We start from the raw sequence: 21271 nt of genomic DNA, 5'->3' as shown, positions 1-21271 counted from the left end.
AAACTTACCTTTGATAGATGATTTCGACATCATAGTCATCATCATCGAAGTCGTCGTCGAAGTCATCATCATAGTCCTCATTGACCACTTCCTGGGTCTTCTGATGATAGTTGTCCCACTTGAACTCGACCTCTGCATCGGGATCTTCCTCGACCTCTGGTGGCAGAGTATCGATAAAGTCCATCAGCTTGAGCGCCAGTTCCTGCGTGCCTTCGCGGTTGTAGGCCGAAATACAGTAGACATCGCCCTGCCAATCCAACTCTTTGACGATGCGATCGACGCGCTCTTGCAGCTCCTCTTCGAGTAGCAGGTCAGTCTTGTTGAACACCAACCAACGAGGCTTGCTGGCCAGTAGCGGCGAATGCTTCTCTAGCTCACCTACGATGGCACGGGCACTGTCGACAGGATCGCTGCCATCGATAGGCTCGATATCCAGGATATGCAGCAGTACGCGACAACGCTCCAGGTGCTTAAGGAAGCGAATACCCAATCCGGCCCCTTCGGCGGCGCCTTCGATCAGACCAGGAATATCGGCGATCACAAAGCTCTGACCATGTCTTGGTGTCACAACCCCTAGGTTAGGCACCAGAGTGGTAAATGGATAATCGGCAACCTTGGGCTTGGCACGAGACACAGAGCGAATAAAGGTCGACTTACCGGCATTAGGCATACCCAGCAGACCCACATCCGCCAACAGCATTAGCTCGAGTCTCAGGCTACGCACCTCACCTGGGGTACCCAGGGTCTTCTGACGCGGCGCGCGGTTGGTACTGCTCTTAAAGCGAGTGTTACCCAGGCCATGGAAGCCACCTTTAGCCACCAACAGCTTCTGACCATGGGTCTTGAGATCACCAAGGGCTTCCTGGGTCTCTTCATCGACGGCGCGGGTCCCGACTGGCACCTTAAGGATAAGATCTTTACCGCCATGACCGGTACAGTCGCGACCACGACCATTCTCGCCACGCTCGGCAAAATGGAAACGCTCGAAACGGTAATCGATCAGGGTGTTGAGGTTTTCATCGGCCTGCAGATAAACACTGCCGCCGTCACCACCGTCACCGCCATCTGGGCCGCCATCGGGCACATATTTTTCGCGTCGAAAACTAACGCAACCACTACCGCCATCACCAGCTTCGACTCTGATCACGGCTTCATCGACAAACTTCATACCAACTCCAGGCGCCAAACAATAGACCGATTATACTGCCTATCGAAACTTACCGCCAAAAAACAATGATGCAACTGCCCCAGCACAAAGCGGCAGAGACAATATTGGACTGGTGCTGGAGCGATATACAGGCTCTTTCACCAGTAATGATTCTTCATAAACAATAAAGCCCCACCAGAGGCAGGGCTTTAGAAACTAGCTTGGGTAGCTAAGTATTAAGCTTCGATGCTAATGAACTTGCGGTTCTTAGGACCTTTAACTTCGAACTTAACTTTACCGTCAGTTAGTGCAAATAGAGTATGGTCACGACCGATACCTACGTTAACACCTGCGTGGAACTTAGTACCACGTTGACGAACGATGATGTTACCAGCTAGAACTGATTCACCACCGAAACGCTTAACACCAAGACGTTTGCTTTCTGAATCGCGGCCGTTACGAGTAGAACCGCCAGCTTTTTTATGTGCCATTAGTTAGACCCCTTATTAAGCGTTGATAGCTGTAATTTTAACTTCGGTGAACCACTGACGGTGGCCCATCTTCTTATCGTGGTGCTTACGACGACGGAACTTAACGATAGTTACCTTCTCGCCACGGCCATGGCTGATCACTTCAGCTACAACCTTACCACCTTCAACTAAAGGTGCACCAACGTGTACAGTTTCACCATCTGCAACCAAAAGAACTTGGTCGAATTCGATAGTTTCGCCTGTAGCAACTTCTAATTTTTCTAGACGTACAGTATGGCCTTCAGCAACACGGTGTTGCTTACCACCACTTTGAAAAACAGCGTACATAGCTATTTTACTCCGATATTTCTAGCACGCAGACCCTTTTTGTTTGGCTGGGTGCTATAAAAGCTTTAATGACAATGGTCGCGGAGTTTACGCTAAGTTCGCCTGGCTGACAAGTCCTAATTCACTTTGATCAAAAAAAGATCGGAATTACTCGCACAATACTCTTCTGCTACTGTCAGGCGAGGCATTTTTAGGTAGAATCTAATAATTATAACATTTTCGCCTTAATTTGGGCTGTCTGAATTACCTCGCAACCCTAAAAGTAGAGCCATTATATGGATTTGAATGCCATTCGTCAGCTGGCAGACGCTGATATGAAAGCCGTCGACCAACTTATCTATAAGCAGTTGGAATCGGATGTCGCCCTTATTAATCAACTCGGATTCTACATCATCAATGGCGGCGGCAAGCGCATGCGTCCGCTGCTCTCTATCTTGGCCGCCCGCGCCATCGCCTATGAAGGTGAAGCACATCTTAAATTGGCGGCAATCGTTGAGTTTATCCATACCGCGTCTCTGCTACACGACGACGTGGTCGATGAGTCTATGCTTAGACGCGGCCGGGAAACCGCCAACGCCCTGTTCGGTAACAGCGCCAGCGTATTGGTGGGTGACTTCCTCTATACCCGCTCTTTCCAAATGATGACAGAGCTGAAGAGCATGGAGGTGCTTGAAGTACTCGCCGATGCCACCAACGTGCTGGCGGAAGGCGAAGTATTGCAGCTAATGAACTGTAACGACCCAGACACCAGCGAAGAGAGCTACATGCGGGTGATCTACTGCAAGACGGCGAAACTATTTGAAGCCGCGACCCGTCTGGCAGGTGTGCTGGCCGATAGCAGCATAGAAGTGCAGACCGCACTGGCCGACTATGGTAAGTATCTGGGCACCGCCTTCCAGCTCACCGACGATCTATTAGACTATACGGCCGACACCGAGGCTCTAGGTAAGAATATAGGCGACGACTTAGCCGAGGGTAAGCCTACCCTGCCCCTTATCTACGCCATCGCCAACGGCAACGAGCTGGAGCGTCAATTGATTCGCGATGCGATCGAGAAAGGCGACGGCACTGAGCATATCGATACCATACTAAATGCCCTTGAGCAGTGTGGCGCCCTGGACTACACAGAGAAACGCGCTCAGGAAGAAGCAGAGAAGGCGATACGCGCATTAGATCTAATTCCCGATAGCGACTATAAGCAAGCCCTGATATCGCTGGCGAGAATCGCCGTGGCGCGCGATCACTAATTAGCAGACAATTAGTTCCTAATCAGTCTTTCGCCACTCGATATCAAGGTAAAAGTTACCCATAAAAAAATGGAGCCAATTGGCTCCATTTTTATTTAAGGACGAACTAAAGGCTTAGCCTTATTTTACGAAGTCGACACCCAATGCGATATCGGCTTTAAGCGTGTCTAGCATAGCATCACGTGCGTTGGCTTCGAACTCGCTAACCTCACCATAGGCAAGTACCTGCTCGATACCGTTCTTACCCAGTAGTACAGGTTGCGCGAAGAAGTCAGCATGCTCGCTGCCACCATCGACATAGGCACACTCAACAACGTTTACTTCGCCCTGTAGGCCGCGAACCAGTGACAGACCGAAACGACATGCCGCCTGACCCATAGACAGAGTCGCGCTACCGCCACCCGCCTTAGCTTCAACCACTTCGGTACCCGCGTTCTGGATACGAGTCGTCAGTGCAGCCACTTCTTCATCAGAGAAGCTTACGCCTTCGATTTGAGACAGTAGTGGCAGAATAGTCACACCGCTGTGTCCACCGATAACATTCACTTTAACGTCGGCAACGTTCAGACCTTTCGCTTCGGCAACGAAAGTTTCAGAGCGGATAACGTCAAGGGTAGTTACACCGAACAGACGGTTCTTGTCGTATACACCGGCAGCCTTCAGTACTTCTGCAGCGATAGCGACAGTAGTGTTAACTGGGTTAGTGATGATACCGATCAGCGCCTTAGGACAAGTTGCGGCACACTTCTCAACCAGGTTTCTCACGATACCCGCGTTGATGTTGAATAGATCTGAACGATCCATGCCAGGCTTACGTGCAACACCGGCAGAGATCAGTACCACGTCGGCACCTTCCAGCGCTGGCGTTGGATCTTCACCCGCAAAACCCTTCACCTCTACAGCAGTCGGGATGTGGCTTAGGTCAACGGCAACACCAGGAGTGACTGGCGCGATATCATAAAGGGATAGTTTTGAACCGGCAGGCAGTTGAGTTTTGAGTAGTAGGGCAAGAGCCTGGCCAATACCACCGGCGGCACCAAGTACAGCAACTTTCATAGTTATCTCCGTTAATTCTTGGATATTATGTGATATAGATCTAGATTTACCGATGGCGCAACATTACTGGAATCACGGTAAAAATTCAATTATCCCTTAGTCGTGTGGCCAGATAATTTCAATTTCTCCCAGCCAACTGCCATTTACAGCCCATTTAGGATATACTGCCCGGCCTTGCCTGCGACCCCTTAGCGCTCCAACCACCCCGCAAACCTGAATTTTTATTCACACAATCCGAATAACGCTTGACTAATGGCGCAAAAATATTCAAAATAACCCAGTTTTTTGAATATAAGAATAATTCGATATGCAAGCCAATAAAAATCAAGACGAACTTGTAAAAACCTTTAAGGCTATCTTGAAGGAGGAGCGTTTTGGCTCCCAGAGCGAGATAGTAAACGCCCTGCAGTCCGAGGGCTTCAACAACATTAACCAATCCAAAGTCTCACGCATGCTGAGCAAGTTTGGCGCCGTGCGCACCCGCAACGCCAAGCAGGAGATGGTCTACTGCCTGCCCGCCGAGCTTGGGGTCCCGACGGCCGGCAGCCCACTGAAAAACTTAGTGCTGGATGTCGACCATAATCAATCTATGATAGTGGTCAGAACCAGCCCAGGCGCAGCCCAGCTGATCGCCAGACTGCTGGACTCTATAGGTAAGCCTGAGGGCATACTGGGCACCATCGCCGGTGACGATACCATCTTCATCTGCCCTTCCAACATTCAGGAAGTGGACAAGACGCTCGAGACGGTCAAGTCGCTGTTTAACTACGCCGATTAGTCCGCTTCGCAAAGATAGCCTAGGCCATCCCCCGAGAGACATCCTTTAGCCTGTTTGGGCAAAGGGTGTTTTTTTATCTAAGTTTTGACTTGGTTTTACCTAGGTTTAATCACGCTCAAATTGAATACTGTATATCTGATAGGATACACTGAGTCCAAACCATCCCCTCTGTCACCCGATGGTTAAGGACCCGAGATGAATAACAATAAGATAATCAATATCGACAACCTTTGCTGGGAATCTTGGCAACACTCAGATCGATACGCCAGTCATCAGAAACATATCGGCGACGCCGCCGGTTGTCAGCAGATCGGTGTCACCATGGAGCGACTGGAACCCGGCAAGCTCTCCTCCGTCGCCCACTATCACACCAAGGAAGAGGAACACCTCTACGCGCTGCAGGGCGAAGCCACCCTGTATATCGACGGCGAGCCTCACCCCTTTAAGCAGGGCGACTATATCTGTTTTACCGCCAACTCAGGCATCGCCCATACCCTGAAAAACGAATCCGACGCCGACTTCCTGTTTCTGGTGCTGGGCAATCGCGATCCCCACGATGTGGTGGTGTACCCGGAGCATAATAAGGTGCAGGTGCGCTCCATCGACGAGATCTATGCCAAGCGCCCTACCAACTACTGGGACCCCGACCGTTAAGTCACCGTTAAGCGGGCACAAAAAAACACACCTTAGGGTGTGTTTTTATTGGGTTAGAGTCTAGCTACTAGACGCTGGTCACTTTGAGGAATTCAGATTGAGAGACTCATATTAAGCGACTGTTCAAGAGAACCGCTATGCCTTAATCCTCGAACTCTAATCCTCGAATTCTGCCTCTCGCTCCATGAAATCAAGCGATGGGGCAAAGAATGCCGAGCCGGTCAGTGCCTGGGTAAAGTGCATCAGGTGATCATGGTTCCCCTCGCCGTCGCCATGGACCATGCTGCTCAGCATCTTCTCAAAATGTACCGAGTTGCGACAGACGGAGATAAACATCAGCCCCTGCTCCTTCATCGACCCGTAAGGCATACTCTGGCGCAGGATCTCCATCGACTTACCGTCGGCATCCTTCAGATTGACCCGCTTGATGTGGCTGGTAAGCGGCTTGTCCTCAGAGGCATACTCGATATTGTCTATCTTGGTACGGCCTATGATATCTTCCTGCTTCTTCTGCGGCAGACGGTTCCACTTACTGAGGTTATGGGCAAACTTCTGCACATGAATATAGCTGCCACCACGGAAATACTCGTCTTCGTCGCCCACCAAGGCCACATCCTGACGATGACGCCCCTTAGGGTTCTCTGTGCCGTCGACAAATCCGGTTAGATCCCGGGTATCCATAAACTGGAATCCCCTCTCCTCATCCACCAACTCAACCAAATCTTCAAACATCTGACACACCTCGTTGGCTACTAGGTGCAAGATGTCGTAACGATCGCAGCGCAGATGCACGAAGAGATCATACTCATGGGCCGGTGCATCGCGGTTGTCGGCATGCATGGCCGGGAAAGGCTTGAGCTGTGAAGGACGACGTCCTGGATACAGGCTATCCCAGTAGTTGGCACCTATGGCCACGAAACCGTTGAAGGCGCTGTCGGCATACTGGTCGGCCAATTCATAGATATACTGAGCGACATTGGCGACGCAGGGACGCAGCTGAGACTCGACGCCGTCGTTGGCGTTGAACATCAGATACACGCTATGTAAATTTCCTTCGGCACACACACCCAGCTGTTCACGTGGCATAACCAGACTATCCATAAATAAACCTACCTTTCGTCAGTCTCAATTTCGGCGTTATTATCCGAAACTTTAGCGATAATTAGTATTACACAACCCACAAACCGTTAAAGCGAAACGTCATTTACCGGCTAGATTAACTTTTTTTTAAGTTGGCAACCATAGCCAGACGCAAATGCCCTTCACAAAAGTGTTACATAGGCCAGCTTAGAAGAGCACCGCCGGATGAGGCGTCACCGACAGGCCAACCTTCTGCCCAGGGCTAAAATGGTGCAGGGGCGAGCGCACCGCCAATATCTCCTCGCCAATCAAGATGCTGTAGTGGCACAGATTACCGAGGAAGCGCCGCGCTATTATAGTGCCCTCACCTTGCTCATCTTCTGCCATCTGCAGCTGCTCCGGACGCAGCAGGAGCTCGCCGCGATATCCGGCCGCTTTGGCCAAATCACTGCTGCTTTGTACCTCACCCAGCAGGGTCTGTAATCGGGCCCTATCTTTCACCTCACAGCTAAGATAGTTCACCTGACCGAGGAATTCCGCCACATACTTATCCGTTGGCTCGGCGTAGAGGCTCTCTGCACTGCCATATTGGGCTATGCCCCCATCCTTGAAGAGCGCCAGCTTATCGGCAAACACGAAGGCCTCATCCTTGCTGTGGGTTACAAACACGGCACTTACTCCGCGCTGCTTTAAGATCTCGCGGATCTCCACCATCATCTCACCACGCACCTTAGCGTCGATATTGGAAAAGGGCTCATCGAGCAGCAAGAGTTCTGGCTCATAAGCAAGCGCGCGAGCAATCGACACCCGCTGCTGCTGACCCCCCGAGAGTTCGTGAGGATAACGGCCCCCTAAGCCCTCTAGCTTCACCAGCGCCAGCATCTCACCTAGCCTCGCCTGTCTGGCAGACTTATCCAAGCCTTTCACCCCGAACAAGATATTCTCGGCCACAGTCAGGTGAGGAAACAGAGCGTAGTCTTGGAAAATCATCCCGACCTCTCGCCGCTCGCTAGGCACAAACGTCTCGGGTCCAGAGAGCAGTCGGCCATTGATGCTGATACGCCCTTGGGAGATAGGCTGCAGCCCGGCAATCGCCTTGAGGAGCGTGGTCTTGCCACAGCCACTTGGGCCGAGCAGGGCGGCAATTTCTCCCTGATGCAGCACAAGATCTAAGCCGCGCAGAATCGTCTGCCCCTGATAATCGCTGTGAACCTGTTCTATGGTAAGTGTCGACATACTAGTTACCTTGCTCCAAGGAGCGATTGAGATAGATAAGCGGGACTAACCCCACCAAGACGATCACTATGGCCCCCAGGGCGCCCTGCTCGAGCTGTTCGTCTGAGACAAATTGGTAGACATAGGTGGCGAGATTCTCGAATCCCACGGGCCTGAGCAGCAAAGCCGCCGGCAGCTCCTTCATACACTCGATAAAGACCAGCAAGATGGCGGCGAAGATGCCGCTGCGCAGCAGTGGCAGATGGATCCGCGATAGAATGGCGCTAGGCTTCATCCCCATGGTGACCGATGCCATATCCAGCGAGGGACTGATCTGTTTATAGCTGTTTTCTATGCTGCCGATGGCGATGGCGGCAAAGCGGATCGCAAAGGCAAAAATTAACACAAACAGGGTGCCACTGAAGATAAGCCCAGGCCCACTCTGGTCGAAATAGGCATAGAGATCGTTGACCGCGAAATCAAGAAGGCTCAGAGGCACCAAAACGCCTATCGCCAGCACTGTCCCCGGCAGGGCATAACCCGTCGAGGCCAGGCGTGAAGGCAGGATATCGATTTTTCTTGGACTGCAGCGCCGGACAAACATCAAGAGCAAGGCGAACACCACAGTGACTAGGCTAACCACCAGGGCAATGGTCAGGCTGTTGAGACTGTATTCCCAGAAGGCCTGATTCCAACTGACATCAAAGTAATCCCAGGCATACCCCAGCAAGACCCAAACCGGCAGACCGAAGGCCAACAGCAACAGCACAGCGCAATAGCCCGCGGCGAGCCAGGCCTTAAACCCCGATAGCGCATATCGTTCATGGGAGGTTATCGGCGTCTGTTTCTGAAACAGCTGCTGTTTGCGCCGGGCAAAGCGCTCGGCGCCAATCAGACAGAAGACCACCAGCAGTATGATGGCTGAGAGTTTAGCTGCCGCCGCCAGACTGCCGTATCCCAGCCAGGTATCGTAGACCGCCGTCGTCAAGGTTGGCACGGCAAAGTAGCTGACGGTAGCGAAATCGGCGGCCGTCTCCATCGCCACCAGCGCCGCTCCCACCGCCAAGGCGGGCCGTGCCATAGGCAAATTCAGACGCCAGAAACTGCGCCAGGGCCCCGCGCCCATCACTCTAGAAGCGTGCAGCAGGCTTGGCGACTGCTCCATGAAGGCGGTGCGCGCCAGCAGATAGATATAGGGAAACAGCACCAGTGCCAGCATCACAGACGCACCGCCCAGGGTACGCACATCGGGAAAGTAATAATCCGTGGGCGACAGCCAGCCATTGACTTGCCGCAGCCAAGCCTGAACAGGCCCGGCATAATCCAGCAGATCCGTATAGACATAGGCGACCACATAGGCGGGCATGGCTAGTGGCAGCAACAGCGCCCACTGAAACCAATTGCGTCCGGGAAAATCACAGCGGGCCACGCACCAGGCCGCAGGCACGGCGATCAGCAAGGCGCCCAGGCTGACAAACAACATCAAGGCCAAGGTGTTGAAAATATAGGTAGGCAAGACGGTTTGCATCAGGTGACCGAATACCGCCTCATCTGGCACCATTGCCTGTATGCAGATCGCCCCCAGGGGCAGGGCGAAGCAGATGGCGGTCAGATAACTTAGGGTCGACCAGGATTTGGGAAAGCCTAAAATCATAGAAAATCTCAATAAAGCGAGTCAGGCCATTATCTGTGACCAACTTAAATCTAAGCTTAAACGCAAACGATTATTAATTGAATAATGACCCATGCGGCATAAAAACGAGATAGCCTTCCCGAAGGAAGGCTATCTTTTAAGCAACGACCGCCTAGCACTAGAGATCGAACTTAACCTGATCGAGCAACTTCACCGCCGCGCCGTGATACTCGGCCAGCTTGTGGATGGGCAGCTCATCGGCCTTATAGTCACCCCAGGAGGCTACCAGCTTGGACGGCTTCACATCCACCTTGACTGGGTATTCCATGTTGAGTTCGGCATAGGTCTGCTGCGCCTGTTGACCCGAGAGGTATTCCATCAACTTGATGGCGTTCTCGCGCGCTGGGGCATGCTTAGCCAGGGCCATACCTGAGACGTTGATGTGAGCACCGCGATTTTTCTGATTCGGGAAGTTGATATTGACCGCCTCGGCCCAAGGTACCTGCTTAGGATCTTGCAACATCTTACCCAGGTAGTAGCTGTTACCTATGGCGATATCACACAGCCCCTCTTTAACCGCCTTCACCTGCGCCCTGTCATTACCCTGTGGCTTGCGGGCCAGGTTTGCCTTAACGCCTTCCAGCCAGGTCTTGGTATCTGCCTCACCATGATGGGCGATCATCGACGCCACCAGAGAGATGTTGTAGGGATGCTTACCGCTACGGGTACAGATCTTGCCCTTAAATTTAGGATCCGCCAGATCTTCATAATCGAGCTCCAAGGGCCCGAGACGCTCCTTAGAAGAGTAGATATTTCTCACGCGTTTCGTCAGGGCAAACCAATCGCCATTGGGCGAGCGAAGATTCGCAGGAATGTTCTGCGCTAAGGTCTCGCTGTCGACCGAGGCCACCAACCCTTTATTCGCCAGCTCCATCAAACGGGAGAAATCTGAGGTAAGCACGAGATCCGCAGGAGATAGGCGTCCCTCGCGGGCGATTCGCTCGGCAATGCCCTGTTTGGCAAATACCAGATTGACCTTGATGCCTGTCTCCTTGGTAAAGTCAGCCAAAATAGGATCGATAAGGAAAGCCTGTCGGTAGGAATAAACCGTGATGCTGTCGGCCGCATTGGCCATTGAAGTGACACAAGCAAAACCCAGAACAGCCAAACGTTTCATGAATCTCATGCAGATACTCCGCGATAAAGTTAATGATAATAATTATCAATTGCGACAAGAGTAATCAATCTGACAGGAAACGGCAAGTGAGATCCGTCAAAATTTGCGACGCCACTCATTTTGACCAAAAGGCCGCTCATTTTGACCAAAAAAGCCTCGCTGACTAGACTCAAAGGACTCGGCCACAAAAAGGATCTCACATGTTTCTGGAAATTCTCGCGCTGATACTCGCCGTCATTCTTATTTTATTCCTGTTTAAACATAGATTTACTCGGGTACGAGTCAGGCGGGCCCGCAGAGCCGCCGTGCCACAGGCCAACCTGAGCACCAGGATGATCAGCGAAGCAGTTCCCCATGCGCCGACGCACAGCCTTAATACCAGCCATCCCTATCACTGTGTCGAGATCGTCAACGAAGAGGGCCTGTGTGGCAGCGCGAAGAAATTAAGAGGCAAACGATTCCTCTCCAAAGACGCACCAACACTACCACTTCCCAGCTGCAGTGAGGGCGAATGTAGCTGTCGATATCGACATCATGAAGACAGGAGAGAACAAACTGACGATAGGCGGGTCGACTTCGGTGTGACCCGTGAACTCTATGGTGTGTTTGGCGAGCCTAACCGGCGCAGTCAACCGGCTAAGGGACGGCGCCATACCGATACACGCCACTAACAGCTAACTGAAAAGCGCCAACAGCTTCTTACTACACCCAAATCCTTGAGTGCAAACTCTGTAGTGATACAGCCTAGGCGTGGGGACGCGTGGTTAACATTGCTGCGCTCTTGGAGAAGGTCTGTAGCCATCTAGCCGTCGCCGGGGCGACCTTACGCCAATCCAGATCCGGATGACGAAAATCTACATACTCTAACAAACAGGCGAGACAGATCTGCTGCAAGGACACCTTGCTGTGGCCAGAAATGGCCATCAACTCTATCTGCGCCAAGCCCCTAAGTAAGGCCTGTTCAAACCGGGCCGTCCAAAATGGGCTACGCAAACCCTCATCGTCACGCATCTGCTCCTGCCTTAAGGCCACCGCGCTATCGAGCAAGCCCTTAATCAGGGAATACTGGGTCTCGCCATACCAGGAATCACCGGGCAGTCCAAACAGCTCGCCACCACAATACTCATGATCTAGGTAGCGCAGGATCACCTCGCTGTCATACAAGGTGCCACCATCGTTTAACAGCAGACAAGGGATCTTGGCCAGCGGATTGGCATCCAGCAATAGCTCGGTATTCTCAAGTGGATTGACGGCGACCGGCTCGATGCCCCTGATGGCAAACTGCGCGATAACGACCCGCACGGTTCTGGCGTAGGGTGACGCCGGCGAAAAGAGTAATTGCATCTCACTTCCTCTACCAATATTTCTCGACGGTGACCTGCCCTGGCGCCCGGCGAAGGTTCTTAGCCAGCCCGCGGGACAGCAACAGGGTATTGAGCTCTTTGATCATCTCTGGATGGCCACAGATCATCACCTGTGAATCTTGCGCGCTCAGCTTGAGGCCGACCTGCTGCTCGATCACACCGCACTCGATACCTTGGGTGATGCGGCAACTGAGCGCGCCTTCCACCGGCTCCCGAGTCACTGAGGTGACTAAGGTAAACTTTCCGGGGTATTTGGCCTCGAACGCCTTAAGCTCTTCATAATAGGCGAGATCCTCTTGATAGCGCACGCCGTAGACTAAGATCACCCGCTCAAAACGCTGCCAGGGTTCGGTGGTTCTCATCATAGAGATAAAGGGGCCCACGGCGGTTCCTGTGGCAAAAAACCACATATGCTTGCCCTGGGCTGGGATCTCATCCAGCGTCATGAAACCCGCCGCCTTGGTGGAGATATCGACATTGTCTCCCGGGGCTAAGGCCTGCAACTTAGGCGACAGCAGGCCATCGTCGACACTGACCGCCAGCACCTCCAGCAGCGGCGCATCGGGCGCATTGACCAGTGAATAGGCCCTGGCGACACGTTTATCGTCGATATGCAGCGACAACTTAATGAATTGTCCGGCAATGAAATCGCCGATATCGGCCGACAGCTTCAGGGTAAATAACTGATCGCTCCAGTCAATCCGCTCTACAACCTTTGCCTCTCCCCACATATCCCCACCTCTGCTGGCATCAATCGATACTGATACTCCCATGATTCATAGATTTTCTATCCGAGTCAAGACAACAAAAAACCCCTTATCTTAAGGGGTTTACCGAAATCAAATGGAAGTCAGAAGGCCTTATTCTTGCTCTGTTTCTTGATTGAAACTGTCTCTGAATGCCTGCAGCCCTTCCTGTACTAAGCCATAGGTCTTGTCGACCCCAGCCACAATATCGCCTTCAAGCACCTTGAGTCCGGAGAGGATATCTTTGGCCTCATCGAAACCTTGGTCAATGGCACCGCCGATAATGTCCATGAAGGAGCTAAGTTGCTCACCGAAGGACATGCTGCTGTTTTGCCCTTGATGAATGGCGAAGAATTGAGTCGCAAAGCTGACGATACGCTCGGCCGTCGCCTCAGGAGAGTTATCCACCCCTTGAGCCGCCGCCCTCTCGATGGCGTGCTCGCCCATGGTCGGTGCCAGCTCTTCATTAATCGCCTCTATAGCCGCCTTATACAGCAGCTGCATGGGCTCATTGCCCGTGCTCAAGTTCACCTCTTGCTGCGCTTCCAGGATCATTTTATTCATCAAGTGCTTACTGGCCGCCAAGGCCGTCTTGTTCTTGGCCACTTCGGAGACTTGCTGACCATGGTTAGTCGTCGAATCTGTCTTGTTGTGCGCCGCCGCAGATACGGCTCCGCCGTGATTTTGAATCTCCATAATCGCCTCGCTCACCAAATTAAATTAACCCTCAGCTATTATTATCGTCCATTTTGCAAGCAACTTTAGCGCAAATGCCCAATTAATCTGTCATCGGCAATTCACCCAAAGTGCGATATGCTAACCAATTCGTTAATTAAATAAGGGTTCCCATGTTACGACTCATCAGCTTTGGACTTCTCGCCCTGGTAGCATACCTGCCGATGGCGCAGGCCAATCCAGCGATCGCCAGCAAGACGGTAATTCTGGTGCGTCATGCCGAAAAAGCCGACCAGGGACGCGACCCTAGCTTGAATGACGCGGGCAAGTTGCGAGCACAGGCATTGGTTGAAAGCTTGGGCGATACCCCACTCAGCCTAGCCATATCCACACAATTTAAGCGCACCCAGGAAACCTTAACGCCGCTTATTATCGCCAGAGGAATTCCTTTAGTTGTCATCGACGCAGGCAAGGATTTGGACAAACATATTGCAACCATTGCCGACAAGGTGATGGCGCAGCAGGGCAATGTGATCATTGCCGGCCACTCCAATACTGTGCCACTAATCATCAAGGCACTTCGAGGACCCGAAATACCTCAATTGAGAGAGGATGAATATGACAATTTGTTTATCCTTTCCCTGCCCCAAGATGGCGCAAGTAGCCTGATAAAAACCCAATATGGTGCAACTTCAGGCAATACCCAATAAGGATTAGACATTAGTCTAGATAGCGCTAGCTTTATGATCTAAACTTGATTACATTAGCGATATATGGAATAGCAGCACGCGCTGACATTAAGCGCAGCCACGGAGAATCACTGGTGAGTAATTCGTTTTTTGGAGCGGGAAATAAAAGTAAACCTTTGTCGGTTAGCTGTCAAAACTGCAACCGATTAACGGTTATCGAAGGCGAGACAATCTGCTTCAAGGGTGGAGAGATCATTAGACTGACCCCCTATGAGCCGCAAAATACCAAGCTCAGCCTCCTCTGTGACGGTTGGAAGCCGATCAACACCTCAAAAACTGCCTAGTCCTTCTGCCAGCCAGTCTGGCGGCAAACCCTACATCATCCCCGCATAGTCATTCGCGTAATGCTTTACTTCACGCGTAAGGCCTTCGATTACGGTCGAGGGCGGGATCATGGCAAGGGTCAAGCCCCGTGTCGTGACCCTCAGGTAGGAGCTCAGCTGGGCATAGACGACCACCAACTCCTCCTGTCCCAATCCTCGCTCTCTTAAGGTCGCCATGATGGCTAGCCAATCGGTATCTACGATCCGCGCCTGGCCTTCGATACTTGCATGTATAGGGATGTTTTTCATGGGACCGCCTCCGTAGGTTTGTTATTAACAAATATTATGCAAATCAAACCTGAACGAATACTTAATCCCACACAATTAATGCTGATTTTGTACGGTCCACAATTTCTTATACAGGCCATCGGCCGCCAACAGGCTCTGATGATCGCCACGCTCGACTATCTTGCCCTGACTCAGCACCAAGATCTGGTCGGCATCCACGACCGTCGACAGCCTGTGGGCGATGACCAGACTCGTATGCCCCTTGGCCATCTCCTTGAGCGCATTGAGGATCGCCTGCTCTGAATGGCTATCCAGAGAAGAGGTCGCCTCATCGAACACCAACAGGGGCGAGCCCTTGAGGATCGCCCTGGCGATCGCTACCCTCTGCTTCTCGCCGCCGGAGAGTTTTAACCCGCGCTCACCCACCTTAGTGTGCCAGCCTTCGCTGAGTTGCGAGACGAAGTTTGACAGATGCGCCAGCTCTATCGCCGCCTTCACCTGCTCATCACTCGCCCCCGGCAGACCATAACGAATATTCTCCAGCAGGGAGTCGTTAAACAACACGGTATCTTGGGGCACGATGGCGATGGCGCTGCGCAGCGCGTGTTGAGTCAGCGCCTTGGTATCATGGCCATCTATGGTGATAGTCCCCTGCTGCGTCTCATAGAAGCGAAACAACAGCTTCACTATGGTAGATTTTCCCGCGCCGCTATCCCCCACTATCGCCACCTTGTGACCGGCGGGGATCTCGAAACTCACATCGGACAAGATAGGCCTGTCACCGTAACGAAAACTCACCCCCTCAAATTTAAGGCTCCCTTGGGTGATAAGGGGCGATGTCGCATCGGGGGCATCCTCAATCTTGGGCTGCCTGTCTAACAGGCTAAACATGCGCTCTATGTTGGCCAGGGCGCCGCGGATCTCGCGGTAGACGAAGCCTAAAAAATTCAGCGGCATAAACAGCTGCATCATGAAGGCGTTGATCAGCACAAAGTCACCTATGGTCATGGCACCCTGGCTCACCTGAGTCGCCGCCAACGCCAACATCAGGGTCATCGCCAGCGAGATGATCAGCGCCTGACCGGCGTTGAGCGCAAACAATGAGAGTCGATTCTTACGCTTGGCCACTTCCCAGCGCTCGAGAGCATGATCATATTGCTCAGACTCATAGGCCTCGTTGTTAAAGTACTTCACCGTCTCATAGTTAAGCAGGCTATCTATGGCGCGGGTATTGGACTGAGAATCGGCCATCGCCGCCTCCCGCACGAAGCCGGTACGCCATTCGGTGGCGAAGATGGAGAAGAGAATATAGGCGACGACCGCGCTCAGGGTAATTAACGCAAATGCCCAGCCATAGTTATACAGCAAGATGCCCACGACCAGGGCTATCTCAAGTAGGGTCGGTACTATGTTGAATACCATGAAGCGCATCAAGAAGCTGACCCCGCTGGTACCGCGCTCGATATCCCGCGACAGTCCCCCGGTACGCCGCTCAAGATGAAACGCCAGATCCAGCCGGTGCAGATGGTCAAACACAGACAAGCCAAGGCGCCTTATCGCCCGCTCTGTGACCCGGCCAAATAGTGTGTCTCTCACCTCTGAGATCACCGTATTGAGCAGGCGCAGGCTACCGTATGCGAGCACCAAGGCGATGGGTACGGCGATCATCTGCTCGCGAGATGCCTCACTCAGGGTATCCACCAGCTGTTTGAGTACGAATGGCAGGCCGACGCTCGCCATTTTGGCCACCACCAGACAAGCAAGCGCCAAGATCACCCGCCCCTTAAACTCCAACAAATAGGGCCAAAGCAATTTCAGGACATGCCAGTTCAGTTTATCGATAGGACCATCAAAATAGAGCGTGGGACGCATGGCAACTCCAGCTAGCATCAAGATAAGGACGATGGCATTTAGGTGAGATTAAGATAAAAGCCATAACATACACCATCTTACCTCAGTAGGCTCATCCGCCACTAGCTCAATTATCCGCCTTTGCCAAGGGGTTAGCATTTTGCCTTAGATAAGGAGGTCAATATCAGACTTTTGGCGCAGTCCCCAGTACAAACAGGTACAACTTTTGACTGATTAAATGATGTCAAAACCAGAAAAAAGCATTATTCTTGAGAGAATAATTATCAGTTTAGTGTTTCAACGGGGTAATTATTGTTATCTCTTGCCGGAGATTTTGATAATCTCAAGATCAGCTTAAGGCAGTTCAAGCTGAGTAAAAAGCAGAGCGGGAATAACCCCAAATTTTTAAAGGAAGCCGATATGCCACAATCATCTGACGTGCAATACCCTCCATTGCCATTGGTACAAACTTGGGTATGGATGATGACAGAATCGAACAGCCCAGAAATCCAACAAAAGGGTCAAAACAATTTAATATCGTCTTTTGGCAGTCTTGCTAAAGCCAACGAATATCTGGTGAAACAACAAGCCAAATAAACAGGCCAGCAGAACGCAAAAAAGGAAGCCAATTGGCTTCCTTTTTCATTTCAGGTCTACATAGCATCAAGCGACTGTCACTAACTCTGCAACTAACAAAACCTTGGGCAAAGCTGGCATAGCGTTAGCTGCGGCGCTCGAGCACACACTGATTCAAATTTGCCAGCAAGGTTTCGGTATCTTCCCAACCGATACAGGCATCTGTGATGCTCTGGCCGTAACACAACGGCTGCCCTTCGATATAGTCCTGACGTCCCTCAACCAGGTGACTCTCAACCATCACACCGAAAATCGCCCGCTCACCGGCGCTCACCTGGCTGGCCACATCTTCGCCCACCAGCATCTGGCGCTTAAACTGTTTGCTGCTGTTAGCATGGCTAAAATCCACCATAATATTTTGCGGCAGCTTGGCCTTAGCCAACTGCTCGCTGATCGCCTGCACATGCTCGGCGCTATAGTTAGGCTCCTTGCCGCCACGCAGAATGATGTGACAATCAGGATTGCCATTGGTGGAGACGATCGCCGAATGACCATACTTGGTCACCGACAGGAAATGATGCGGCGCACTGGCGGCGCCAATAGCATCGATAGCCACCTTGATGGTGCCATCGGTACCATTCTTAAAACCGACGGGGCAAGAGAGACCAGATGCCAGCTCTCTGTGTACCTGTGATTCTGTGGTGCGAGCACCGATAGCGCCCCAACACATGAGATCCGCCACATATTGAGGCGTGATCATATCTAAAAATTCACCCGCGGTCGGTACGCCTAACTCATTGAGATCTAATAGCAGTTTTCGAGCTGTGCGCAGGCCATCATTCAGCTTGAAGCTATTGTCCATGTAAGGGTCGTTGATTAGGCCCTTCCAGCCCACTGTGGTGCGCGGTTTCTCGAAATAGACGCGCATCACGACCTCGAGTTGATCCTTATATTGCTCGCGCAATTTGGCGAGTCTCTCACCATATTCCAGCGCCGCCTTAGGGTCGTGGATAGAACAAGGCCCGATGATCACCAACAGACGATCATCTTCTTTTTTCAGGATATTGTGAATATTCTGCCGCGCGTTAAACACTGTTGCCGATGCATTTTCGCTTGCCGGAAATCGCTCGAGGATAGCGACAGGGGGTAACAACTCTTTAATTTTATTAATGCGAACGTCATCAGTTTGATAATACATGATATTTATTTTCCACTCCGGCTCTGGATTAAATAAGGGTCTCTCTATTGCACTACTGATTTCAATTTATCCAGTATCCACCGCTATTGCAACCAAACATTAATAAAATAAAGAAGATAAAAATAACCATCTGTTATATAAGATTAAATTATTATTTTTATTTAAAACTTCCTCAGCTAAGCCTGCTAGAAAAAACAGAAGTAACAAAACAAAGTGTTAACATTTATCTGGAAATCGACCAAAAGCCTATCTATAGTAGATTATTAATGGTCATAAGAGAGTCATATTGAGGCTCTCGAAACGGCGCCGATGGCGCTACAGCCCCTGTTGAGGTAACCATCCCCCCGATGAGAAGATTGCTGCTGGCATCTGGTTTTATGCTAGTTTCTAACCCACTCCTGGCACAAAATGCTAATACTGAGATCTCCTTTGCGGTCAGCAACACCATACCCCCTTACTTCTTTGCCAACGGTCAAAGTGGAATTCAATATGAGCGTCTCGCCTCCGCGTTAGCCAAGCAGTCCCTATCGATCGGCCATATCTATCTGTCGCCCAATAAGCGAGCCTTTCGTCAGGTCGCCAGTGGCAATGTCGACTGCCTCATCAATGCACCGGAAAACTTGGCGGGTCTCTACTACACCCGCAGCCTAATCAGCTACCAAAACAGCGTGTTCACCCTGGCCAGCAATAAACTTGTGATCGACTCGGTTGCCGATCTGGCCGGGATCTCTGTCATGGGGTTTCAGAACGCGACCCAATACTTAGGTAGAGACTTCTATCAGATGGCGCTCAGTAACCCACAATATGGCGAATCCAATAGTCAGAAGAGTCAGGTGATGATGCTGTTTTCCGGGCGGGTCGATGCCATCATCCTAGAGGGGCGTATCTTTGACTACTACCGCGAGCAACTCAAGTTTAGAGTCGACACACTACAGCCAACCTCTCGCCACTCCCTATTTGCAGCGGCGCCGCGCAAGATAGCCTGCCACAGTCAGTCCATAGCACAAAAGATAGATCTGGGTATAGCACAATTGGAAGATGAAGAGAGGTTAGAAGATAAACAGGAAGCCCACTCGGACAAACAAAATAGATAGAGACTTTCCAGATTTCAGCTAATAGGCCCGTCAGGCGAGCCTCTATTAAGCTAATGAGATTGCATCGCCTGCAGCTTGGCCTGATAACGTCGCTGATTATATTCATCCACCGACAGCGACAGTGCCTTTTGCATGTTCAGCTTAGCCCTGCGCTCATCGCCCGTGGCCCAATAGGCCCTGGAGAGTCCAAAGTAGAACTCATGGCGATAATCGGCCTTCTCTACCGCACGTTTGTACCAGGTGAGCGCCGTCTGATATTCATGCTCTGAGTAGGCTTGCTGCGCCATGTCATAGTAGTAATAGGGATTGCGGATCCTGACCAGCTCAAGGGTCTTATGCACCTCGGCCCACTCCTCTAGCCTGTCTTGACTGGCGAGCAATACACTGTAATTAAACAGGGCTATCATATCCTCGCTGTCTTGGGATAGCGCCAGCTTATAGAGAGTCTCAGCCTTATCGTCCAGCCCCTTGTAGCGATAGAGGATACCCAGGGTATTCAAGGCGGGAATAAAATCGGCCTTTAACATCAGGCTCTGTTTCAGGTAGGCATAGGCCTGGTCGTAACGTCCCTCCACCAGAGACTCTGCCGCGACATTGTTATAGAACATCGCCATGACTGTGGTTCTGCCTATACGCCGTTTGGCATAGCCACGCATGACGCGCTCTGGCAGAAAATCTATCTGAATCGCATTTTTCTCAACGAAATAGGTATCGGTTTTCTCTTTAGGTATCAGTCTCAGATTGATATGACCATTCACCAGATAGAAGTCACCAGCCTTGTCCCACACCGGCGGCACTTCGACCTCTTGAAACTCGACATCGACCCCTAAGGTATCGGCAAGCGAGGCACTGAGCAGCACCAGCGAGAGGCAGTTACCGGCGCGCGCATTAAAGGTATCCATAGGGGGTTTGGTCAGATTATCGCGATACTTGAAGCCGCCCTCATCGGCATTGATATAATCGGCTAACCATTTATGAGAAGGTGTAAAATCCCGTGCCATACGATTACGTTCGAAGTCTTGCCGTAAATGATTGATCTCTTTGGGAGGTAAGTTAAACAACTTATCCGGCGTGACCTGAACCGCAACCGCCGCGAATTCATCGTCGGCAAAGTACTGATCGATATTAGCGAGGGTTTCCTTACCCGGGCCGCTGGCACAACCGCTCACTATAAAGAATAACAACAAGATAGCGCGCTTATACTCAATTAGCCTTTTCATATTAAACCTACGCTGATGAGGGCACCGTAAGATCTATCATAAAGTAGGCTTTTTCATTTTGCCCCACGCAAAGCGTTACAAAATATTAACAATCACTGAGATACTGGCGGATCGACCTGAATATAGAGCTGTTGAGGATTTGCGCCCTCGGTTTGATACAGATAGGGGCGATAGAAACTCGCGCCGCAACGATAGTAGGCATAGGGCAACTTAAACAGCACGCAGCCCAAGGGCAGACTCTGTAATATCTGAATCTGCTGCTGCAAACGCAGGGATTCCCGCCACTCAAAGTCCTGCTGCACCTTGTCGCGCACGGCGAAGGCGTCGAAGGGTTCGCTCGACTTACGCACCACCACCTGGCCCGCCTGCAACTGAATTGAGACCAGCAACGAAAACAACACCCAGAGAGACTGCTTCATGTTAGCGCTCCTCACACCATACT

The 21271-nt window shown here is 51.5% G+C and carries 24 protein-coding genes; 8 read left to right on the top strand and 16 right to left on the bottom strand.

Translation table 11 applies throughout. From position 1 onward, the window contains the following. Positions 1–4: 4 nt before the first annotated feature. The 3 genes from cgtA to rplU form a co-directional block, all read right to left on the bottom strand. Entirely contained in the window at positions 5–1168 is a 1164-nt protein-coding gene (gene cgtA / locus K0J45_RS04435; protein WP_220044416.1) for an Obg family GTPase CgtA, read from the bottom strand. A 215-nt stretch (positions 1169–1383) separates the two neighbouring features. Then, positions 1384–1638 (bottom strand): 50S ribosomal protein L27, encoded by a 255-nt coding sequence (rpmA, locus tag K0J45_RS04430; protein WP_011864676.1) that lies wholly within the window; start codon positions 1636–1638, stop codon positions 1384–1386. 15 nt (positions 1639–1653) lie between these two features. Continuing rightward, positions 1654–1965, bottom strand: coding sequence for a 50S ribosomal protein L21 (gene rplU / locus K0J45_RS04425; protein ID WP_011864675.1), 312 nt, complete (start codon positions 1963–1965; stop codon positions 1654–1656). Between the two features lie 275 nt (positions 1966–2240). Here rplU and ispB point away from each other — a divergent pair, with 275 nt between their 5' ends. Next, positions 2241–3212 carry an octaprenyl diphosphate synthase gene (gene ispB / locus K0J45_RS04420; RefSeq protein ID WP_220044415.1) on the top strand — a complete coding sequence of 324 codons (972 nt, stop codon included), beginning with the start codon at positions 2241–2243 and terminating at the stop codon, positions 3210–3212. 120 nt (positions 3213–3332) lie between these two features. Here the strand turns inward: ispB and mdh are convergent, their stop codons facing one another. Continuing rightward, positions 3333–4268, bottom strand: coding sequence for a malate dehydrogenase (gene mdh / locus K0J45_RS04415; RefSeq protein WP_220044414.1), 936 nt, complete (start codon positions 4266–4268; stop codon positions 3333–3335). A gap of 307 nt (positions 4269–4575) precedes the next feature. Here mdh and argR point away from each other — a divergent pair, with 307 nt between their 5' ends. After that, positions 4576–5046 (top strand): transcriptional regulator ArgR, encoded by a 471-nt coding sequence (gene argR, locus K0J45_RS04410; RefSeq protein WP_011864672.1) that lies wholly within the window; start codon positions 4576–4578, stop codon positions 5044–5046. Positions 5047–5241: 195 nt separating this feature from the next. After that, entirely contained in the window at positions 5242–5700 is a 459-nt protein-coding gene (locus K0J45_RS04405; protein ID WP_220044412.1) for a cupin domain-containing protein, read from the top strand. A gap of 156 nt (positions 5701–5856) precedes the next feature. Here K0J45_RS04405 and K0J45_RS04400 read toward each other — a convergent pair whose 3' ends face one another. The 4 genes from K0J45_RS04400 to K0J45_RS04385 form a co-directional block, all read right to left on the bottom strand. After that, positions 5857–6801 carry a Dyp-type peroxidase gene (locus K0J45_RS04400; RefSeq protein ID WP_011864670.1) on the bottom strand — a complete coding sequence of 315 codons (945 nt, stop codon included), beginning with the start codon at positions 6799–6801 and terminating at the stop codon, positions 5857–5859. A gap of 186 nt (positions 6802–6987) precedes the next feature. Then, the gene (locus tag K0J45_RS04395; RefSeq protein ID WP_220044411.1) at positions 6988–8016 is read right to left on the bottom strand and encodes an ABC transporter ATP-binding protein; all 1029 of its coding nucleotides are present in this window, start codon (positions 8014–8016) and stop codon (positions 6988–6990) included. A 1-nt stretch (position 8017) separates the two neighbouring features. Continuing rightward, positions 8018–9649: an ABC transporter permease gene (locus tag K0J45_RS04390; protein ID WP_220044409.1), complete on the bottom strand. Its 1632-nt coding sequence runs from the start codon at positions 9647–9649 to the stop codon at positions 8018–8020. A 157-nt stretch (positions 9650–9806) separates the two neighbouring features. After that, positions 9807–10814 carry a Fe(3+) ABC transporter substrate-binding protein gene (locus tag K0J45_RS04385; protein ID WP_220044408.1) on the bottom strand — a complete coding sequence of 336 codons (1008 nt, stop codon included), beginning with the start codon at positions 10812–10814 and terminating at the stop codon, positions 9807–9809. A 191-nt stretch (positions 10815–11005) separates the two neighbouring features. On the opposite strand from K0J45_RS04385, the gene K0J45_RS04380 reads away from it, so the two are divergent. Continuing rightward, complete coding sequence (locus tag K0J45_RS04380) at positions 11006–11476, top strand: hypothetical protein (RefSeq protein ID WP_220044407.1); 471 nt, start codon at positions 11006–11008, stop codon at positions 11474–11476. 73 nt (positions 11477–11549) lie between these two features. Here the strand turns inward: K0J45_RS04380 and K0J45_RS04375 are convergent, their stop codons facing one another. From K0J45_RS04375 to K0J45_RS04365, 3 genes are all read right to left on the bottom strand, one after another. Next, positions 11550–12149, bottom strand: coding sequence for a glutathione S-transferase N-terminal domain-containing protein (locus K0J45_RS04375; protein ID WP_220044406.1), 600 nt, complete (start codon positions 12147–12149; stop codon positions 11550–11552). Positions 12150–12159: 10 nt separating this feature from the next. Further along, entirely contained in the window at positions 12160–12900 is a 741-nt protein-coding gene (locus tag K0J45_RS04370; protein WP_220044405.1) for a ferredoxin--NADP reductase, read from the bottom strand. A 129-nt stretch (positions 12901–13029) separates the two neighbouring features. After that, positions 13030–13611: a DUF5610 domain-containing protein gene (locus K0J45_RS04365; protein WP_220044404.1), complete on the bottom strand. Its 582-nt coding sequence runs from the start codon at positions 13609–13611 to the stop codon at positions 13030–13032. A 152-nt stretch (positions 13612–13763) separates the two neighbouring features. Between K0J45_RS04365 and K0J45_RS04360 the strand changes: the two genes are divergently transcribed. Next, positions 13764–14300 (top strand): phosphoglycerate mutase family protein, encoded by a 537-nt coding sequence (locus tag K0J45_RS04360; protein ID WP_220044403.1) that lies wholly within the window; start codon positions 13764–13766, stop codon positions 14298–14300. Between the two features lie 113 nt (positions 14301–14413). Then, on the top strand, positions 14414–14623 hold the full coding sequence (locus K0J45_RS19735; RefSeq protein ID WP_144200808.1) for a hypothetical protein: 210 nt from the start codon (positions 14414–14416) through the stop codon (positions 14621–14623). Between the two features lie 30 nt (positions 14624–14653). On the opposite strand, the gene K0J45_RS04355 is transcribed toward K0J45_RS19735, so the two are convergent. Continuing rightward, complete coding sequence (locus K0J45_RS04355) at positions 14654–14911, bottom strand: hypothetical protein (RefSeq protein ID WP_144200806.1); 258 nt, start codon at positions 14909–14911, stop codon at positions 14654–14656. 75 nt (positions 14912–14986) lie between these two features. After that, positions 14987–16762, bottom strand: a complete 1776-nt coding sequence (locus K0J45_RS04350; RefSeq protein ID WP_220044402.1) for an ABCB family ABC transporter ATP-binding protein/permease — start codon at positions 16760–16762, stop codon at positions 14987–14989. A gap of 291 nt (positions 16763–17053) precedes the next feature. On the opposite strand from K0J45_RS04350, the gene K0J45_RS04345 reads away from it, so the two are divergent. Beyond that, a complete protein-coding gene (locus K0J45_RS04345) occupies positions 17054–17338 on the top strand; it encodes a hypothetical protein (protein WP_041406420.1) in 285 nt (94 codons plus the stop codon). A gap of 124 nt (positions 17339–17462) precedes the next feature. Here the strand turns inward: K0J45_RS04345 and aroG are convergent, their stop codons facing one another. Beyond that, the gene (gene aroG / locus K0J45_RS04340) at positions 17463–18515 is read right to left on the bottom strand and encodes a 3-deoxy-7-phosphoheptulonate synthase AroG (protein ID WP_220044400.1); all 1053 of its coding nucleotides are present in this window, start codon (positions 18513–18515) and stop codon (positions 17463–17465) included. 377 nt (positions 18516–18892) lie between these two features. Here aroG and K0J45_RS04335 point away from each other — a divergent pair, with 377 nt between their 5' ends. Next, a complete protein-coding gene (locus tag K0J45_RS04335; RefSeq protein ID WP_258406764.1) occupies positions 18893–19609 on the top strand; it encodes a substrate-binding periplasmic protein in 717 nt (238 codons plus the stop codon). Positions 19610–19659: 50 nt separating this feature from the next. Here the strand turns inward: K0J45_RS04335 and K0J45_RS04330 are convergent, their stop codons facing one another. Beyond that, positions 19660–20829, bottom strand: a complete 1170-nt coding sequence (locus K0J45_RS04330) for a tetratricopeptide repeat protein (protein ID WP_220044399.1) — start codon at positions 20827–20829, stop codon at positions 19660–19662. A gap of 92 nt (positions 20830–20921) precedes the next feature. Continuing rightward, positions 20922–21248 carry a hypothetical protein gene (locus K0J45_RS04325; protein ID WP_220044397.1) on the bottom strand — a complete coding sequence of 109 codons (327 nt, stop codon included), beginning with the start codon at positions 21246–21248 and terminating at the stop codon, positions 20922–20924. Between the last annotated feature and the right edge of the window lie 23 nt (positions 21249–21271).

Source organism: Shewanella alkalitolerans (genome assembly GCF_019457575.1).
In the GTDB taxonomy this organism is placed as follows: Bacteria; Pseudomonadota; Gammaproteobacteria; order Enterobacterales; family Shewanellaceae; genus Shewanella; species Shewanella loihica.
The sequence above is the reverse complement of the archived record's forward strand: the minus strand, read 5'-3'. Positions and strand labels throughout refer to the sequence as shown.

Bases quoted from the DNA above. Each gene is read 5' to 3' on its own strand.
- K0J45_RS04355 (WP_144200806.1), bottom strand. From the start codon at position 14,911: ATGAAAAACATCCCTATACATGCAAGTATCGAAGGCCAGGCGCGGATC.
- K0J45_RS04365 (WP_220044404.1), bottom strand. From the start codon at position 13,611: ATGGAGATTCAAAATCACGGCGGAGCCGTATCTGCGGCGGCGCACAAC.
- ispB (WP_220044415.1), top strand. From the start codon at position 2,241: ATGGATTTGAATGCCATTCGTCAGCTGGCAGACGCTGATATGAAAGCC.
- aroG (WP_220044400.1), bottom strand. From the start codon at position 18,515: ATGTATTATCAAACTGATGACGTTCGCATTAATAAAATTAAAGAGTTG.
- K0J45_RS04375 (WP_220044406.1), bottom strand. From the start codon at position 12,149: ATGCAATTACTCTTTTCGCCGGCGTCACCCTACGCCAGAACCGTGCGG.
- mdh (WP_220044414.1), bottom strand. From the start codon at position 4,268: ATGAAAGTTGCTGTACTTGGTGCCGCCGGTGGTATTGGCCAGGCTCTT.
- K0J45_RS04400 (WP_011864670.1), bottom strand. From the start codon at position 6,801: ATGGATAGTCTGGTTATGCCACGTGAACAGCTGGGTGTGTGTGCCGAA.
- K0J45_RS04390 (WP_220044409.1), bottom strand. From the start codon at position 9,649: ATGATTTTAGGCTTTCCCAAATCCTGGTCGACCCTAAGTTATCTGACC.
- K0J45_RS04325 (WP_220044397.1), bottom strand. From the start codon at position 21,248: ATGAAGCAGTCTCTCTGGGTGTTGTTTTCGTTGCTGGTCTCAATTCAG.
- K0J45_RS04395 (WP_220044411.1), bottom strand. From the start codon at position 8,016: ATGTCGACACTTACCATAGAACAGGTTCACAGCGATTATCAGGGGCAG.
- rplU (WP_011864675.1), bottom strand. From the start codon at position 1,965: ATGTACGCTGTTTTTCAAAGTGGTGGTAAGCAACACCGTGTTGCTGAA.
- rpmA (WP_011864676.1), bottom strand. From the start codon at position 1,638: ATGGCACATAAAAAAGCTGGCGGTTCTACTCGTAACGGCCGCGATTCA.
- K0J45_RS04370 (WP_220044405.1), bottom strand. From the start codon at position 12,900: ATGTGGGGAGAGGCAAAGGTTGTAGAGCGGATTGACTGGAGCGATCAG.
- K0J45_RS04360 (WP_220044403.1), top strand. From the start codon at position 13,764: ATGTTACGACTCATCAGCTTTGGACTTCTCGCCCTGGTAGCATACCTG.
- K0J45_RS04380 (WP_220044407.1), top strand. From the start codon at position 11,006: ATGTTTCTGGAAATTCTCGCGCTGATACTCGCCGTCATTCTTATTTTA.
- K0J45_RS04405 (WP_220044412.1), top strand. From the start codon at position 5,242: ATGAATAACAATAAGATAATCAATATCGACAACCTTTGCTGGGAATCT.
- K0J45_RS04335 (WP_258406764.1), top strand. From the start codon at position 18,893: ATGCTAGTTTCTAACCCACTCCTGGCACAAAATGCTAATACTGAGATC.
- K0J45_RS04385 (WP_220044408.1), bottom strand. From the start codon at position 10,814: ATGAGATTCATGAAACGTTTGGCTGTTCTGGGTTTTGCTTGTGTCACT.
- K0J45_RS04350 (WP_220044402.1), bottom strand. From the start codon at position 16,762: ATGCGTCCCACGCTCTATTTTGATGGTCCTATCGATAAACTGAACTGG.
- K0J45_RS04330 (WP_220044399.1), bottom strand. From the start codon at position 20,829: ATGAAAAGGCTAATTGAGTATAAGCGCGCTATCTTGTTGTTATTCTTT.
- argR (WP_011864672.1), top strand. From the start codon at position 4,576: ATGCAAGCCAATAAAAATCAAGACGAACTTGTAAAAACCTTTAAGGCT.
- cgtA (WP_220044416.1), bottom strand. From the start codon at position 1,168: ATGAAGTTTGTCGATGAAGCCGTGATCAGAGTCGAAGCTGGTGATGGC.